At 63.8% G+C, this 15,065-nt stretch carries 9 protein-coding genes and 2 pseudogenes; 6 read left to right on the top strand and 5 right to left on the bottom strand.

Translation table 11 applies throughout. From position 1 onward, the window contains the following. From RFN28_RS30865 to RFN28_RS30855, 3 genes and pseudogenes are all read left to right on the top strand, one after another. A pseudogene (locus tag RFN28_RS30865) lies at positions 1 to 192 on the top strand (FMN-binding glutamate synthase family protein); the annotation flags it as partial. Between the two features lie 61 nt (positions 193 to 253). Beyond that, on the top strand, positions 254 to 1,561 hold the full coding sequence (glnT, locus tag RFN28_RS30860; RefSeq protein ID WP_320290918.1) for a type III glutamate--ammonia ligase: 1,308 nt from the start codon (positions 254 to 256) through the stop codon (positions 1,559 to 1,561). A 69-nt stretch (positions 1,562 to 1,630) separates the two neighbouring features. Next, positions 1,631 to 2,158, top strand: a pseudogene (locus RFN28_RS30855) (FAD-dependent oxidoreductase); the annotation flags it as partial. Between the two features lie 24 nt (positions 2,159 to 2,182). On the opposite strand, the gene RFN28_RS30850 reads toward RFN28_RS30855, so the two are convergent. From RFN28_RS30850 to RFN28_RS30830, 5 genes are all read right to left on the bottom strand, one after another. After that, a complete protein-coding gene (locus RFN28_RS30850; RefSeq protein WP_320290917.1) occupies positions 2,183 to 3,538 on the bottom strand; it encodes an LLM class flavin-dependent oxidoreductase in 1,356 nt (451 codons plus the stop codon). Between the two features lie 304 nt (positions 3,539 to 3,842). After that, the gene (locus RFN28_RS30845) at positions 3,843 to 6,992 is read right to left on the bottom strand and encodes an efflux RND transporter permease subunit (protein ID WP_320290916.1); all 3,150 of its coding nucleotides are present in this window, start codon (positions 6,990 to 6,992) and stop codon (positions 3,843 to 3,845) included. A 249-nt stretch (positions 6,993 to 7,241) separates the two neighbouring features. Then, entirely contained in the window at positions 7,242 to 8,375 is a 1,134-nt protein-coding gene (locus RFN28_RS30840; RefSeq protein ID WP_430679267.1) for an efflux RND transporter periplasmic adaptor subunit, read from the bottom strand. Between the two features lie 68 nt (positions 8,376 to 8,443). Continuing rightward, the gene (locus tag RFN28_RS30835; protein WP_320290914.1) at positions 8,444 to 9,049 is read right to left on the bottom strand and encodes a TetR/AcrR family transcriptional regulator; all 606 of its coding nucleotides are present in this window, start codon (positions 9,047 to 9,049) and stop codon (positions 8,444 to 8,446) included. A gap of 218 nt (positions 9,050 to 9,267) precedes the next feature. After that, on the bottom strand, positions 9,268 to 10,908 hold the full coding sequence (locus tag RFN28_RS30830; RefSeq protein ID WP_320290913.1) for an acyl-CoA synthetase: 1,641 nt from the start codon (positions 10,906 to 10,908) through the stop codon (positions 9,268 to 9,270). A 204-nt stretch (positions 10,909 to 11,112) separates the two neighbouring features. On the opposite strand from RFN28_RS30830, the gene RFN28_RS30825 reads away from it, so the two are divergent. From RFN28_RS30825 to RFN28_RS30815, 3 genes are all read left to right on the top strand, one after another. Further along, positions 11,113 to 12,078 (top strand): sugar-binding transcriptional regulator, encoded by a 966-nt coding sequence (locus tag RFN28_RS30825; RefSeq protein ID WP_320290912.1) that lies wholly within the window; start codon positions 11,113 to 11,115, stop codon positions 12,076 to 12,078. Between the two features lie 84 nt (positions 12,079 to 12,162). Beyond that, entirely contained in the window at positions 12,163 to 14,217 is a 2,055-nt protein-coding gene (locus tag RFN28_RS30820) for a bifunctional aldolase/short-chain dehydrogenase (RefSeq protein ID WP_320290911.1), read from the top strand. A gap of 221 nt (positions 14,218 to 14,438) precedes the next feature. Next, positions 14,439 to 15,059, top strand: coding sequence for a C39 family peptidase (locus RFN28_RS30815; RefSeq protein WP_320290910.1), 621 nt, complete (start codon positions 14,439 to 14,441; stop codon positions 15,057 to 15,059). Positions 15,060 to 15,065 lie beyond the last annotated feature (6 nt).

Here is a 15,065-nt window from a genome sequence, read left to right as displayed (position 1 = left end):
GCCGGACGACGGCTGGCGAACTACCTCAAGGTGATGACGCTGGAAGCGCAGACGATTGCCCGCGCCTGCGGCAAAAATCACCTGCACAATCTCGAGCCGGAAGATCTCTGCGCGCTTTCGATCGAGGCGGCGGCCATGGCCGGTGTGCCGCTCGCGGGGACCAACTGGATACCGGGGAAGAACGGCTTCTGATCAATGAAGGGCCAAGACCCATATGCCTTGGGCCATGGCCGACAAAAAATGGGGAACTGATGTGACTAATGATCTTGCAGAATTCGCAAGGGCGAAAAGCGTCAAATATTTCATGATCTCCTACACCGACCTGTTCGGCGGGCAGCGCGCCAAGCTGGTGCCGGCTCAGGCGATCGGCGGCATGCAGAAGGAGGGCGCCGGTTTTGCCGGCTTCGCAACCTGGCTCGATCTGACGCCGGCGCACCCCGACATGCTGGCGGTGCCGGATCCGGATTCGGTCATCCAGCTACCCTGGAAGCCTGAGGTCGCCTGGGTGGCTGCCACCTGCGTCATGGATGACAAACTGGTCGAGCAGGCGCCGCGCAACACGCTGAAGCGGGTGATCGAGGAAGCCGCCCGCGACGGCATGCATGTCAAGACCGGCATCGAGGCGGAGTTCTTCCTGATCTCGCCGGACGGCAGCGCCATCTCCGACCAGTACGACACCGCGTCGAAACCCTGCTACGACCAACAGGCGGTAATGCGCCGCTACGATGTCATCGCCGAAATCTGCGACCATATGCTGACGCTCGGCTGGGGCCCGTACCAGAACGACCATGAGGACGCCAACGGCCAGTTCGAGATGAACTGGACCTTCGACCACGCGCTGGCGACCGCAGACAAGCACTCCTTCTTCAAGTTCATGGTGAAGTCGATCGCCGAAAAGCACGGCCTGCGCGCTACCTTCATGCCCAAGCCGTTCCAGGGCCTGACCGGCAATGGCTGTCATGCGCACATCTCGGTGTGGGACGAGACCGGCAGGACCAATGTCTTCGCCGACAATTCGCAGGAACTCGGCCTGTCCGCCAAGGGCAGGAACTTCCTCGGCGGCATCATGAAGCATGCTTCCGCACTTGCGGCGATCACCAACCCGACGGTCAATTCCTACAAGCGCATCAACGCGCCGCGTACCATCTCGGGCGCGACCTGGGCGCCGAACACGGTGACCTGGACCGGCAACAACCGCACCCACATGGTGCGCGTGCCTGGCCCCGGCCGCTTCGAGCTGCGCCTGCCCGATGGCGCCGCCAACCCCTATCTGCTGCAGGCGGTGATCATCGCCGCCGGCCTCGACGGCATCCGCTCGAAGGCCGATCCGGGCAAGCGCTACGACATCGACATGTACCAGTTCGGCCATACCGTGACGGACGCGCCGAAACTGCCGCTCAATCTGCTCGACGCGCTGCGCGAGTTCGACAACGACAAATCGTTGAAGACGGCGCTGGGTGAGGAATTTTCGTCGGCATATCTAAAGCTGAAGCAGCAGGAATGGAATTCCTATGCTTCGCACTTCACGCAGTGGGAGCGCGACCACACGCTGGACATCTAAGGCACCGGACGGTGAATCCGCTGCGATAAGAAAGGTTCGGTGTTGGGGGCGAGCGGCCTCGGAATGAATATGAAATACTCGAACTTCTCGCTCGCCCGCGCCGCCCTCTCCGGCCACAAGACCTGGAAGCCCACCTGGCGCGATCCGGCACCCAAGAGCCGCTATGACGTGGTGATCATCGGCGGCGGCGGTCATGGCCTGGCGACGGCCTACTTCCTTGCCCGCGAGTACGGAATCCGAAACGTGGCGGTGCTGGAGAAGGGCTGGATCGGCTCCGGCAATGCCGGCCGCAACACCACCATCATCCGCTCCAATTACGGCCTGCCCGGCAATGTCGGCTTCTACGAGTTGTCGATGAAGCTGTGGGAGTTGATGGAGCAGGATCTCAACTACAACGCGATGGTCAGCCAGCGCGGCGTCATCAACCTCTATCATTCCGACGCGCAGCGCGATGCGTTTGCCGTCACGCTCTGGCGCGGCAAGGACCGAACTGACGGCCAGGCCGTATTCAACCTCTTGGTCTTCGCGACCTTCGCCGAGAGCCTGTGGCACACCATGCTCGATGCGGCCGCCGAATACGGCGTGGCGATCGCGCATTCCGAGGAGCTAGGCTGACGGCGGTCAGCCGGCCCTGCGAACGGCCTCGCCCGTTACCTCGAAGAACCGGTTGGGCGGCCGCTTCAGGCCGAGATTCTCGCGCAGCGTCGATCCCTCATACTGCCGCCTGAATATGCCGCGCCGCTGCAGTTCCGGCACCACCTTCTCGACGAAGTCGTCGAGCCCGGCGGGAAGGTAGGGGAACATGACGTTGAACCCGTCGGAGCCTTCCGCAAGCAGCCACGCCTCCATCTCGTCGGCGATGGTCTTCGGCGTGCCGACAAAGGCGAGGCCCGAATAGCCGCCAAGCCGCTGGGCAAGCTGGCGGACCGTCAGGTTTTCCCTCCGCGCCAGTTCGACAACGCGCTCGCGGCTGCTCTTCGAGGCGTTTGTTTCAGGGATTTCGGGCAATGGACCGTCGGGATCGAAGGCGGACGCGTCATGGCCGAGAGCGATGGACAGCGAGGCGATGCCGCTTTCGTAGTAGACGAGACTGTCGAGCTTTGCCCGCTTGGCGCGTGCTTCCTCGACGCTGTCGCCAACAATCACGAAAGCACCAGGCAGGATCTTTATGTCGTCACGCGAGCGGCCAAACTTCTGCGCCCGCCCTTTGACATCAGCAAAGAAACGCTGGCCGGACGCGAGATCAGGCGGAGCCGCGAAGATGACTTCGGCGGTTTCCGCCGCGAGTTGCCGCCCCGCCTCCGAAGCGCCGGCTTGCACGATGACCGGCCAGCCCTGAATCGGCCGGGCGATGTTGAGCGGTCCGCGCACCGACAGATGCTCTCCCTTGTGCGCCAACACCCGCAGTCTTGAAGGGTCGAAATAGAGTCCGCTTTCGGCATCGCGGACAAACGCATCGTCGGCGAAGCTGTCCCACAGCCCGGTCACGACATCGTAGAATTCACGCGCCCTATGGTAGCGCTCGTCGTGCTCGACATGCTCGTCGAGGCCGAAATTCAGCGCAGCGTCGGGGTTCGACGTCGTCACGATGTTCCATCCGGCGCGGCCGCCGCTGATATGGTCCAGCGAAGCGAAGCGGCGCGCGATGTGGTAGGGCGCGTCGAAGGTCGTCGAGGCGGTGGCGACCAGGCCGATATGATCGGTGACGGCGGCAAGCGCCGACAACAGCGTGAACGGCTCGAAGGAGGTTACCGTATGGCTTCGCCGCAGCGCCTCGATCGGCATGTTGAGCACGGCCAGATGGTCGGCCATGAAGAAGGCGTCGAACTTCGCCGCTTCGAGGGTCTGCGCGAAACGCCTCAGATGGGCGAAGTTGAAGTTGGCGTCGGGATAGGCGCCGGGATAGCGCCATGCGCCGGTATGGAGACTGACGGGGCGCATGAAGGCGCCGAGATGCAGTTGCTTTTTTTCAGCCATGCGAAGTGATCCAGCAATGGTGAGCGTTGCCGCTCCCTATCAGCATAGGATCGGACTGCGGCGGCCCGCTGAAAAGGAATTCTGTTTTGCCTGGCCGCTGCCGGGGAGCAATTTTCGCGCGCCGCAGAGCGCGATGCGCATCATCCGCCACCGGCTTTCGCCGATGGCGGATGACCCGAGGTTGCCACCTTCAAATCGGGATGACTTTTCTTCAAACCGTCATCCCGCTTCTTGTTTCAGCATGATCTTTTCCAAACCGCAGGTCAGCGAAGCAAAACCGCTGCGCACATTTCGGGATCATGCTCTATTCCGCAGCGAGCGCCAGCTGCGGTCTTTCGATGCCTTCGATCTGTTCCGGTTCGGGCGCCTGCTCGTCGGTCTTGGCCTTCTTGGGCTCGCGGGCGAAGAACAGGGCATAGCCTGCCGGCAGCACCAGGATGGTGAGCACGGTCGCGACCAGGATGCCGCCCATCATGGCATAGGCCAGCGGGCCCCAGAAGACGGCGCGCGAGATCGGGATCAGCGCCAGCACGGCGGTGAGCGCCGTCAGCATGATCGGCCGGAAGCGGCGCACGGCGGCGCCGACGATCGCCTCCGATCGCTCCATGCCCGTCGCGATGTCCTGGTCGATCTGGTCGACGAGGATGATCGAGTTGCGCATGATGATGCCGAGCAGCGCGATGACGCCGAGGATGGCGACGAAGCCGAACGGCGCGCCGCTGATCAGGAGCGCCGCGGCGGCGCCGATGATGCCCAGCGGACCGGTGGCCAGCACCAGCATCGACTTGCCGAAATGCTGCAGCTGGACCATCAGCAATATGACGATGATGGCGAGCATGATCGGCGCCTTGGCCGCAATCGAGGCCTGGCTCTCGGCCGAATCTTCGGCGCCGCCCTGGATCTCGACCTTGTAGCCGGGCGCCAGGCCCGCCCGAAGGTCCTTCATGTCATTGTACATCTTGGTGACGACATCGTTCGACTGCACGCCGTCCGGCAACGTGGCGCGCACGCTGATGGTCGGCAGGCGGTCGCGCCGCCATTCGATGCCCTGCTCCATGACGGGCACGACCTTGGCCACCTGCGACAGCGGCACCGAGCCGCCGAAGTCGGTCGGGATGTAGACGGAGTCGACCGAAGAGAGCAGATGACGGCTCGCTTCCGGCTCTCGGGCGACGATCGAGACCGTCTCCTCGCCGTCGCGGAAGTCGTCGAGCGGCGCGCCGGACATGGTGGCCTGCAGCATCTGGCGGATGCGCTGCGAAGTGACGCCCAGCGCCCGGGCGCGATCCTGGTCGATCACCAGCTTCATCGCCGGCACCGGCTCCAGCCAGTCGTCATGGACGGCGCCGAGCAGCGGATTGGCCTGGAACCGCGCTTTCACCTCGTCGGCGATGCGGCGCACCTCCTGGCGGTCCGGGCCCATGACGCGCATCTGCACCGGCCAGCCGGTCGGCGGCCCAAGGAACAGGCGGTCGACCTTGGCGCGGATCGAGGGGAAGTCCTCGGCGAGAATCTTGCGCATCTTGACGATCAGCCGCTCGCGCGCCGGCTCGTCCTTGGCCATCACCAGGAGCTGGGCGAAGTTCGGGTTCCTGAGCTGCTGGTCGAGCGGTAGGAAGAAGCGCGGCGCGCCTTCGCCGATATAGGTGGCGATGAAGCGCTTGTCAGAATCGTCCATCATCCTGGCTTCCAGCGCCTTGGCCTGCGTCTCGACCTCCTTGATTGAGGTGCCTTCCGGCAGCCAGAGATCGACCAGGATCTCGGGACGCGAAGACTGCGGGAAGAAGTTCTGAGGAATGAACTGGAAGGCCCACAGGCTGGTGGCGAAGGTGACCAGCGTCATCACCAGCACGATGATGCGATGGCGCACGGCCCAGGTGACCGTAGCGCGGAGCCGCCGGTAGAAGCGCGTGTCGAAGACATCGTGATGGGTGCCGGCATGCTTGCGCTGCTTCAGGATCATGTAGCCCAGCCACGGCGTGAAATAGACCGCGACGAACCACGACACGACCAGCGCGATGCCGACGACGTAGAACAGCGTGCGCACATATTCACCGGCTGTAGAAGCTGCAAAGCCGACCGGAATGAAGCCAGCTGTGGTGATCAGCGTGCCGGTGAGCATCGGGAAGGCGGTCGAGGAGTAGGCAAAGCTTGCCGCCTCGATCTTGACCAGCCCCTCCTCCAGCTTTCGCTCCATCATCTCGACGACGATCATGGCATCGTCGACCAATAGGCCGAGCGCGATGATGAGGGCGCCGAGCGAGATGCGCTGCAGGTCGATGCCGATCTCGTACATGATGGCGAAGGTGGCGGCTAAAACCAGCGGGATGGCGATCGCGATCACCAGGCCGGAGCGCCAGCCGATCGACAGGAACGAGACGACGAGCACGATCAGAAGCGCTTCGCCGAGTGCCTCCATGAACTCGTTCACGGCATCCTTGACGACCTCGGGCTGGTCGGAAATCTGGTCGACGGCAACGCCGTAAGGCAGCCCTTCCTCGAAGCGCTTGTAGGTCGCCTCGACATCCTTGCCGACATCGCGAACGTTGAAGCCCTTGGCCATGACGACGCCGACCTGGACGCTCTCGTGGCCGTTGAAGCGGTACTTGCGCTGGTAGGGGTCCTCGAGGCCGGAGGTGACGGTGGCAATGTCGCCAAGCCGCGTCACCTGGTTGCCGGCCCGCAGCCGAAGTTCGCGGATGTCGGCCGCCTTGGCGACATCGCCCTCGACGGAGATGCGGACCGAGCGCAGGCCGGTGTCGACCGAACCCGCCGGATCGACGGCGTTCTGCCCTTTCACAGCGTTTTGCAGGTCGAGGATGGTCAGGCCGCGCTCGGCGAGCGCCTTGGACGAGACGTCGATATAGATCTTCTCGGGCTGGTCGCCGATGATGACGGCCTTCTCGACGCCGGGCGTCGTCAACAGCATGTCGCGTGCCTGGATGGCGAATTTCTTCAGCTCCGGATAGGTGAAGCCGTCGCCGCTGATCGAATGCAGCGTGATGAAGGTGTCGCCGAACTCATCGTTGAAATAGGGGCCGAGCAATCCCTGCGGCAGTTCGTTGGCGATGTCGCCGACCTTCTTGCGCACCTGGTAAAAGGCGTCCTTCACCTCCTCGGCATTGGTGTCGCCCTTGACCTGCAAGGTGATGATGGCGCTGCCGGCGCGGGTATAGGAGCGCACGAAATCGAGATGCGGCGTTTCCTGCAGCTTGCGCTCGATCTTGTTGACGACCTGGTCCTCCATGTCCTGGATCGAGGCGCCCGGCCAGATCGCCTGCACCACCATGACGCGGAAGGTGAAGTCCGGATCTTCCTTCTGGCCCATGCGCATCAGCCCGAGCGCGCCGGCAAGGATGATCAGGCCGAACAGAAACCGCGCGATGCTCGGATGTCCGATCGCCCAGCGCGAGAGATTGAAGGGCCGCTTTTCAGTGGTGCTGTCGGTGGTCATGGCGCAAGTCCAGTCCAATTCGGTTGGCAAGGCACGCTTGCCATCTAATCGTGAATTCGGGGTCGGGCTTCCGGGCGGCGAGCACCTCAAGCGGAGAGAGACTCGCAATCGCGCTGGACGCGGCCGTGGCGCGGGGGATACCAACACGCCGCGTCTCGTCGATCGGGCGCACTCGCCGCCCGGAACCCATGCCCTTCCCGGCTCGCGGCTCGCGCAGCGAGGGCGGGAAAGGCGTTCGTGTGCCTCGCGTTAGCGAAGACTGCTGGTGGCGGCGACGTCATCCTCCGCCGAAGCGGATTGCTGGGTAACGTCGCCGGAAAACTTGACCCTCAAGTTCTCGGTCATGAACTGAGTGCCCGCGGCAACCACCACATCGCCCTGCTTCAGGCCATCGGCTACGGCGACGCCATCGGCGGTGAAATTGGCAATCTTGATCGGGCGAGGATGGACCGTGGCGTTGGCGCGGTCGACCGTCCAGACAATCTTCTTGCCGTCCTTCTCAGCCATGGCGGTCAGCGGGATCGAAACGAGCTCAGCCTTGCTGCCTACCGTCGCTGCGACATTGGCTGTCATGCCAAGCAGCACGCGCGGGTCGTTGGGGAGCGAAACCCGGACAGCGAAAGTGCGCGACTGCGGATCGGCGCTGCCGGCGACCTCGCGGACCTTGCCGTTGAGAGCGAGCGCATCATCCGACCAGAAGCTCGCCTTGACCTCCTTGCCCGGCCGGAAGCCGGCGATGTCCATCTCCGGCACCGCGATCAGCACTTCCTTCTCGCCGTCGACGGCAACCGTCATTACCGGCGTGCCGGCGGCGACCACCTGACCGATATCGGCGGAGGTGGCGGTGACGATGCCGGCCTTGCTGGCCTTGAGGTCGGTGTAGTGGACCTGGTTCTGCGCCTGGGCAAGCGCCGAGCGGGCCGCATCGCGGGATGCTACCGCCTGATCATAGCTCAGCGTCGCCTGATCGAGCTGCGACTTGGGCGCGAAATTTTTGGCATAGAGCTGCTCGGCGCGCTTCTTGGCGAGATCGACCGTCTCGACCTGGCGCTCGGCGGCGTCGAGGCTCGCCTCAGCGCTCTTCACCGACAGTTCGTAGTCGGAAGGGTCGATGTGGGCGAGCACGTCGCCGGCATTCACATGCTGGCCGATGTCGACGAGACGTTCGGTGACCTTGCCGGCAATGCGGAAGCCGAGATTCATTTCGGTGCGGGCGCGCACCGAGCCGGAATAATCGAGCTGGCGGGTGGTCTGAGCCTCGCCGATCTCGACGACCTTGACCGGCCGGACGACTTCCTGGACGACGGCCGCCTTCTCCTGGCTACAGCCGGCAAGCCCGAGCGCCGTGACGATGATGCCGGCAGCCGGCAGCCTGCGGAGGATGGAATTGGACAAAGACACCTTAGCACTCCCGAACTGGAGAATGTCGACCGGCACCCGGCGGGCGGCGGCTATTTCAAAGCTTTGATTGCGTAGTCGATGAGGTCGTCGGGCATCGCCCGATTGGTCTTGGCAAGGCACTGCGCGACCATCTGCGGATGACAAAGGATGATGGTCGAGGCGCCGAAGCAGCGCGAAGCGATCACCGGATCCTGTTTCCTGAACTCGCCGGCTTCGATGCCCTCGCGGATCACGTCCGCCAGCAGATCGTGGATGCGATCGACATGCTTGTCGATCACGCCCCAGTCGCGCTCGAGCGCGACGATGACCATCTCATGCACTTTCTGGTCGTCGAGCATGACTTCGAGCGTCATCTTGTACTGGGCGTGCACGTAGCGCCGCAGACGCTCCTCGGCGCTGAGCGGCAGCCGCGAAATCTCATAGGCCATCGCGTAGCTGGCGCCGAGCATGCGACCGCAGACGGCCTGGTGGATTTCCACCTTGGAGGCGAAGAAGCGGTAGATATTGGCCGGCGACATGCCGAGCTCACGGGCAATGTCGGCGACGTTGGTCTTGCCGTAGCCGTAGTGCCGGAACAGGCGCTCGGCGCAGTCGAGAATGCGCGTCACATTCTCCTGTCTGGCGGGGTCGGCCACGATGTTGGCGGCTTCTGACATGGCTCTTTCGTTTGACGAGTGATGAATTTCAATTTTCGTCACTCGTAAATCGAAAAGAGCGAAGAGTCAACGCGGAATCGATGTACGCGTACAAAATGGTGACAGATGGTGACAGTGGGGCTGGAACGTAGAAGGGAAAAGGGAGGTATACTTCCGGCGCCGCGATCCTTCGCGCCCCCCACTGTCCTGCCGACGTCGATGTATTTCGCCTCGCCGAGCTACAGCCCCTTCGCCATTTCCCTCAACCGGAACTTCTGGATCTTCCCCGTCGACGTCTTAGGGATTTCGGCGAACACCACCGCCTTCGGCACCTTGAAGCGGGCGAGCAGGCCGCGGCAATGCTCGATGATCTCGGCCTCGGTCGCAGTCTTGCCGGGCTTCAGCTCGACATAGGCGACGGGCACCTCACCCCATTTCTCGTCGGCGCGGGCGACGACGCCGCAGGAAGCGACGGAAGGGTGCTTGTAGAGCGCGTCCTCGACCTCGATCGAGGAGATGTTCTCGCCGCCCGAGATGATGATGTCCTTGGAGCGGTCCTTGAGCTGGATGTAGCCGTCCGGGTGCATGACGCCGAGATCGCCGGAATGGAACCAGCCGCCGGCGAAGGCCTCGTCGGTCGCCTTGCGGTTCTTCAGATAGCCCTTCATGACGATGTTGCCGCGGAACATGACCTCGCCGATGGTCTCGCCGTCGGCCAGCGTCTCCGTCATCGTCTCGGGGTTCATCACCGTGAGCGCTTCGAGCGCGGCGTAGCGCACGCCTTGGCGCGCCTTCTTCGCCGTCCGCGGTCCCTTCTCCAACTCGTCCCACTCGTTGTGCCATTCGTTGACGACGGCCGGCCCGTAGGTCTCGGTCAGGCCGTAGAGGTGGGTGACGGCGAAACCGGCATCGGCCATGCCGGAAAGCACCGCTTCCGGCGGCGGGGCGGCTGCGGTGTTGAAGGTGACGGTCTGTCCGAACTGGCGCTTGTCCTCGTCACTGGCGTTGATCAGCACCGACATGACGATCGGCGCGCCGCAGAGATGGGTGACGCCGTGGTCGGCGATGGCGTCATACATCGGCTTAGCCCGCACCCAGCGCAGGCAGACATGGGTCCCGGCCTGCACGGCTAAAGTCCAGGGGAAGCACCAGCCGTTGCAATGGAACATCGGCAGCGTCCAGAGATAGACGGCGTGCTTGGCCATGCCGGCATGGATGGTGTTGGTGTAGGCCATCAGCGCCGCGCCGCGATGATGGTAGACGACGCCCTTCGGATTGCCGGTGGTGCCCGACGTGTAGTTGAGCGAGATGGCGTCCCATTCGTCGTCCGGCATCGACCAGGCGAAAGCCTCGTCGCCAGCTCTGACGAAGTCCTCATAATCAGCCGTGCCGATCCGCTCGCCCTTCGGATAGGGCGCATCAGTAGCGTAGTCCGGATCGTCATAGTCGATGACCAATGGCTTCACCCTGGCCTGCGCCAGCGCCTGCTTCACGACGCCCGAGAACTCGCGGTCGACGATCAGCACCTTGGTGTCGGCATGGTCGAGCTGGAAGGCGATGACGGCGGCGTCGAGGCGCGTGTTCAGCGAATGCAGCACCGCCTTCACCATCGGCACGCCGAAATGCGCTTCCAGCATCGGCGGCGTGTTCGACAGCATCACTGTCACCGTATCACCCTTGCCGATGCCGTGCTTCGACAGCGCCGAGGCGAGCTTCAGCGAGCGGCGCCAGAAATCGCGGTAGGAGATGCGCTGGCTGCCGTGGATGATGGCGACATGATCGGGATAGGTCTTGGCCGCGCGTTCTAGATAGGTGAGCGGCGTCAGCGGCTGATGATTGGCGGCGTTCCTGTCGAGATCCTGTTCATAGGGATTGGCCATCCCATCCTCCCCAAAAGTCTTTTCCAGTTTTCTAGCCGCATGCCCGCGATCATGCCATCCCCCCGAACGACCGGGAAATGCTATGATATGCACGTCCGCTAGAATGCTCGTCTCGATCAGGCCGTTCCGGTAGGCGATTGCGCCTCGTCGCCCTGATTTGACTTTTGTCGAGAGCCGTGACTAATGTCAGCCGAAGGAGGCGGCATGGCAATCCGACCGGCAGAACAGCTCATCCACAAGGCCGCCTGGCTTTACTATGCCCATGGCCTTCGCCAGGACGAAGTGGCGAACCAGCTCAAGATTTCGCGCGCATCGGTCGCTATGTATCTACGCAAGGCGCGCGAGACCGGCATCGTCAACATCTCGACCTCGACGCAGCTTTTCACCGACGACGTCATGGCGCGCCGGCTGGAGGACGCCTTCAAGCTCGACGCGGTCTGGATCGCGCCGGAAAACGCCTATGTCGCCGATCCCTCGACCGACATCGCGGTGCTGGCGGCAAGCGTCTTCCTCGAACTGGTGAAGAAAGGCGACCGCATCGGCGTCGCCTGGGGTCGCACCGTCTATACCATCGCCGACATCATGTCCTATGCCGACCTGCAGGACGTCACCGTAGTGCAGCTCTGCGGCAATCTCGGCGCGCCTTATTCCTATCGGCCCGACCAGTGCACGATGGAGATCGCGCGGCGGCTCAATGCCAAGGGCCTGAACTTCTACGCGCCGCTGGTGCTGTCGACCGAGGAGCTGGCGCAAGGCCTGCGCGCCGAGCCGGTGATCCGCGACCAATTGGCAGGCATCGGCGACTGCGATCTCGCGCTCTATTCCGTCGGCGCCGTCGATGCCGACAGCCATCTGGTGAAATGCGGCGCGCTGACGCCGGCCGAAATGGCCGCCCTGCGCAGGCAAGGCGCAGCCGGCGTCATTGCCGGGCAGATCATCGACGACCAGGGCGAAGTGCTCGACTGCAGCTACAACCGGCGGGTCATTTCCGCCGAGCTCGCCTCGCTGCGCGCCATCGGGAAGCGGCTGATGGTGGTGCAGGAGGACAGCAAGTTCGAGCCGCTTCTGGCGGCAATCGCCGGCGGACTCTGCACGCATCTGGTGGTCGGCGCGCATATGGCCGAGCGCCTTCTGGAAGACGCTGGGGCGGCAACCAAAAAGGCCTCCTAAAAAGCCACCCTCGCCGCCTTCTGTCATCAAGACGTCGCGGCTTCTGTTCATGAGCAACAAAAAGACCAACATCGGACGGACGAAATGAAGAACCTTTGGAATGACGCCGACGCGGAAAAGATGGTTGCCGACTATGCAAAGAAAGGCATCGGCGGCGACCTCGCGTTGCGCGTCTATACGACCCGCCTGCTCGGCGGCGAGCCGCGGCTGGTGCTGCATGGCGGCGGCAACACCTCCTGCAAGACCAAGGCCACCGACCTGGTCGGCGACGAATGGGACGTGCTCTGCGTCAAGGGCAGCGGCTGGGACATGGCCGTCATCGAGCCGCAAGGCCTGCCGGCGGTGAAGATGGGCGCGCTACTCAAGGCGCGCGCGCTGGACACGCTCTCCGACGAGGACATGGTTGCGCTGCAGCGCTCCAACCTCATCGACCCCGCCTCCCCCAACCCGTCGGTCGAAACACTCCTGCACGCCTTCCTGCCGCACAAGTTCGTCGACCACACGCATTCGACCGCGATCCTTGCCATCGTCGACCAGGCGGACAGCAAGGCGCTGGTGAAGACGGTGTTCGGCCACAAACTGGGCTACGTGCCCTACATCAAGCCGGGCTTCGACCTCGCCAAGGCCGCGGCCGAGGTTTTCGACGCCGATCCGAGCGTCGAGGGCCTGATCCTCGACAAGCACGGCATCTTCACCTTCGGCGACGATGCCAGGCAGGCCTATGACCGGATGATCCACTATGTGAACGCCGCCGAGGAGTATGTCGCCAAGAACGGCAAGCCGAAGGCGGCCAAGGCGGCGCTGCCGACGAAACTCGCCAGGCCAAGCGACATCGCGCCCATGCTGCGCGGCGCGGTGGCGGTGGCGCGCGGCGAAGGCCGCTTCGACCGCATGATCAGCGACTTCCGCACTTCGGGCGCGATCGTCGATTTCATCAACTCGGCAAAGATCGCCGAGCTGGCCGGGCGCGGCGTGTCGACGCCGGATCTGTCGATCCGCATCAAGACCGGGCCGATGGCAGTGCCGGCTCCCGACGCGGACAAGCTCGGCGACTACAAGGCGATCATCCGCAGCCATGTCGAGGCTTTCGCCAAGGACTACCGCGCCTATTTCGAGACCAATGACGCGCTGGACGACGTCAAGCGCACCATGCTCGACCCGATGCCGCGGCTGACGCTGGTTCCCGGCCTCGGCATGTTCGGCCATGGCCGTACGCTGAAGGATGCCAAAATCGCCTGCGATGTCGGCGAGATGTGGATCGAGGCGGTGCGCGGCGCCGAAGCCATCGGCAATTTCCGGCCGCTGTCCAAGTCCGACCTCTTCCCGCTCGAATACTGGTCGCTGGAGCAGGCGAAGCTCGCTTCGAACAAGCCGAAGCCGCTGACCGGCCAGGTGGTGCTGATCACCGGCGGCGCCGGCGCGATCGGGGCCGCAACGGCGAAGCTGTTCGCGGCCAATGGCGCGCATGCCGTCATCGTCGACCTCGATCCGGCCAAGGCCGCGGAAGCGGCGAAGGCGGCCGGCAACAATTCGATCGGCGTCGGCGCCGACATCACCAACCCGGCCGAAATGCGCGCCGCCTTCGACAAGGCGGTAGCCGTCTATGGCGGCGTCGACATCCTGGTCTCGAATGCCGGAGCCGCCTGGGAGGGCCGGATCGGCGAGCTCGACGACGCCACTTTGCGCAAGAGCTTCGAGCTCAACTTCTTCGCCCATCAGTCAGCGGCGCAGAACGCGGTGCGCATTATGCTCGAACAGGGCACGGGCGGCGTGCTGCTCTTCAACACCTCCAAGCAGGCGGTCAATCCCGGACCGAAATTCGGCGCCTACGGCCTGCCCAAGGCGGCCACGCTGTTCCTGTCCAGGCAATACGCGCTGGATTACGGTGCCCATGGCATCCGCTCCAATGCGGTCAACGCCGACCGCATCCGCTCCGGGCTTCTGACCGACGCCATGATCGCCAGCCGCTCCGGCGCGCGCGGCGTTTCGGAGAAGGAATACATGTCCGGCAACCTGCTTGGACAGGAAGTGACGGCCGACGACGTGGCGCTGGCCTTCCTGCACCAGGCGCTGGCCGAACGCACCACCGCCGACGTGACGACGGTGGACGGCGGCAACATCGCGGCGGCGCTGCGCTGAAGACGTAAAGACATCCCCCGGGGCGGTTCGTCGACTTACGAGAACGACGAACCGCTCTCTCCCTCCTGTCCTGATGCGTTTCCCGGATGGAAGCCAGTTTCACACCTCTGCTGGAAAACTGCCGTAACTGACCAAAATCCGCTCAAATCCTTCGCTTATTGCTCGAACAGCTTTATGGGGTGCCTTGCGCCTCGCGTGCGAAACACAAGGCTGGGGCCGGCATGCAATCCAGGGAAGTGCCTTATTTCAGCCAGTGGGAATCACCTGGCATGACTTTGCCGCTCTTGGCGGAGGGACCGTCGGCTCTGCATCGCGATCCGCTGTGGCGCAACTCCGGCGCGGATACGGTCGAGGACTATGCGCGCTGGGCCGTCAATGTCTGCGGCATGGCCTGCCTGAAGATGATCCTCGCCGCGCGGGGTGAAATCCACCCTACAATGGAGCTCGCCCGCTCCTGCACCGCCTATGGCGGCTATGTCGTTAATGAAGGCGATCGGTCGATCAAAGGGCTGATCTATGAACCCTTCGTCAGGTTCGTTGGCGAACGTTTCGGCCTGCTTGCGGAGACGATGACGAATGTCGATATGGCCATGGTGCCCGGACTGCTTTCCAGATGGCGTTACTTCATCGCTTCAGTGCATCCCGGGATCCTGTGGCCCGAGCGCGAGCCGCCATCGAAGGGCGGGCATCTGGTGCTGGTGACTGCAGCCTCGCCTGAGGAAATCCGCTTCCACAACCCGTCCGGCCACGACCGGCCGAGCCAGGCGAACGTCACGCTGCCGCTCGCCACTTTCGACCGCTTTTTCGCCCGGCGCGGCATCGCGGTCGGTTTCCGACCCTGACCATTG

Origin of the sequence: Mesorhizobium album (assembly GCF_033977205.1) — a bacterium.
Taxonomy (GTDB): Bacteria; Pseudomonadota; Alphaproteobacteria; order Rhizobiales; family Rhizobiaceae; genus Mesorhizobium; species Mesorhizobium album.
Note: the sequence above shows the minus strand (reverse complement) of the source record. Positions and strands in the feature narration are given on the sequence as shown.

Bases quoted from the DNA above. Each gene is read 5' to 3' on its own strand.
- RFN28_RS30835 (WP_320290914.1), bottom strand. From the start codon at position 9,049: ATGTCAGAAGCCGCCAACATCGTGGCCGACCCCGCCAGACAGGAGAAT.
- RFN28_RS30815 (WP_320290910.1), top strand. From the start codon at position 14,439: ATGCAATCCAGGGAAGTGCCTTATTTCAGCCAGTGGGAATCACCTGGC.
- RFN28_RS30850 (WP_320290917.1), bottom strand. From the start codon at position 3,538: ATGGCTGAAAAAAAGCAACTGCATCTCGGCGCCTTCATGCGCCCCGTC.
- RFN28_RS30825 (WP_320290912.1), top strand. From the start codon at position 11,113: ATGGCAATCCGACCGGCAGAACAGCTCATCCACAAGGCCGCCTGGCTT.
- RFN28_RS30845 (WP_320290916.1), bottom strand. From the start codon at position 6,992: ATGACCACCGACAGCACCACTGAAAAGCGGCCCTTCAATCTCTCGCGC.
- RFN28_RS30820 (WP_320290911.1), top strand. From the start codon at position 12,163: ATGAAGAACCTTTGGAATGACGCCGACGCGGAAAAGATGGTTGCCGAC.
- RFN28_RS30830 (WP_320290913.1), bottom strand. From the start codon at position 10,908: ATGGCCAATCCCTATGAACAGGATCTCGACAGGAACGCCGCCAATCAT.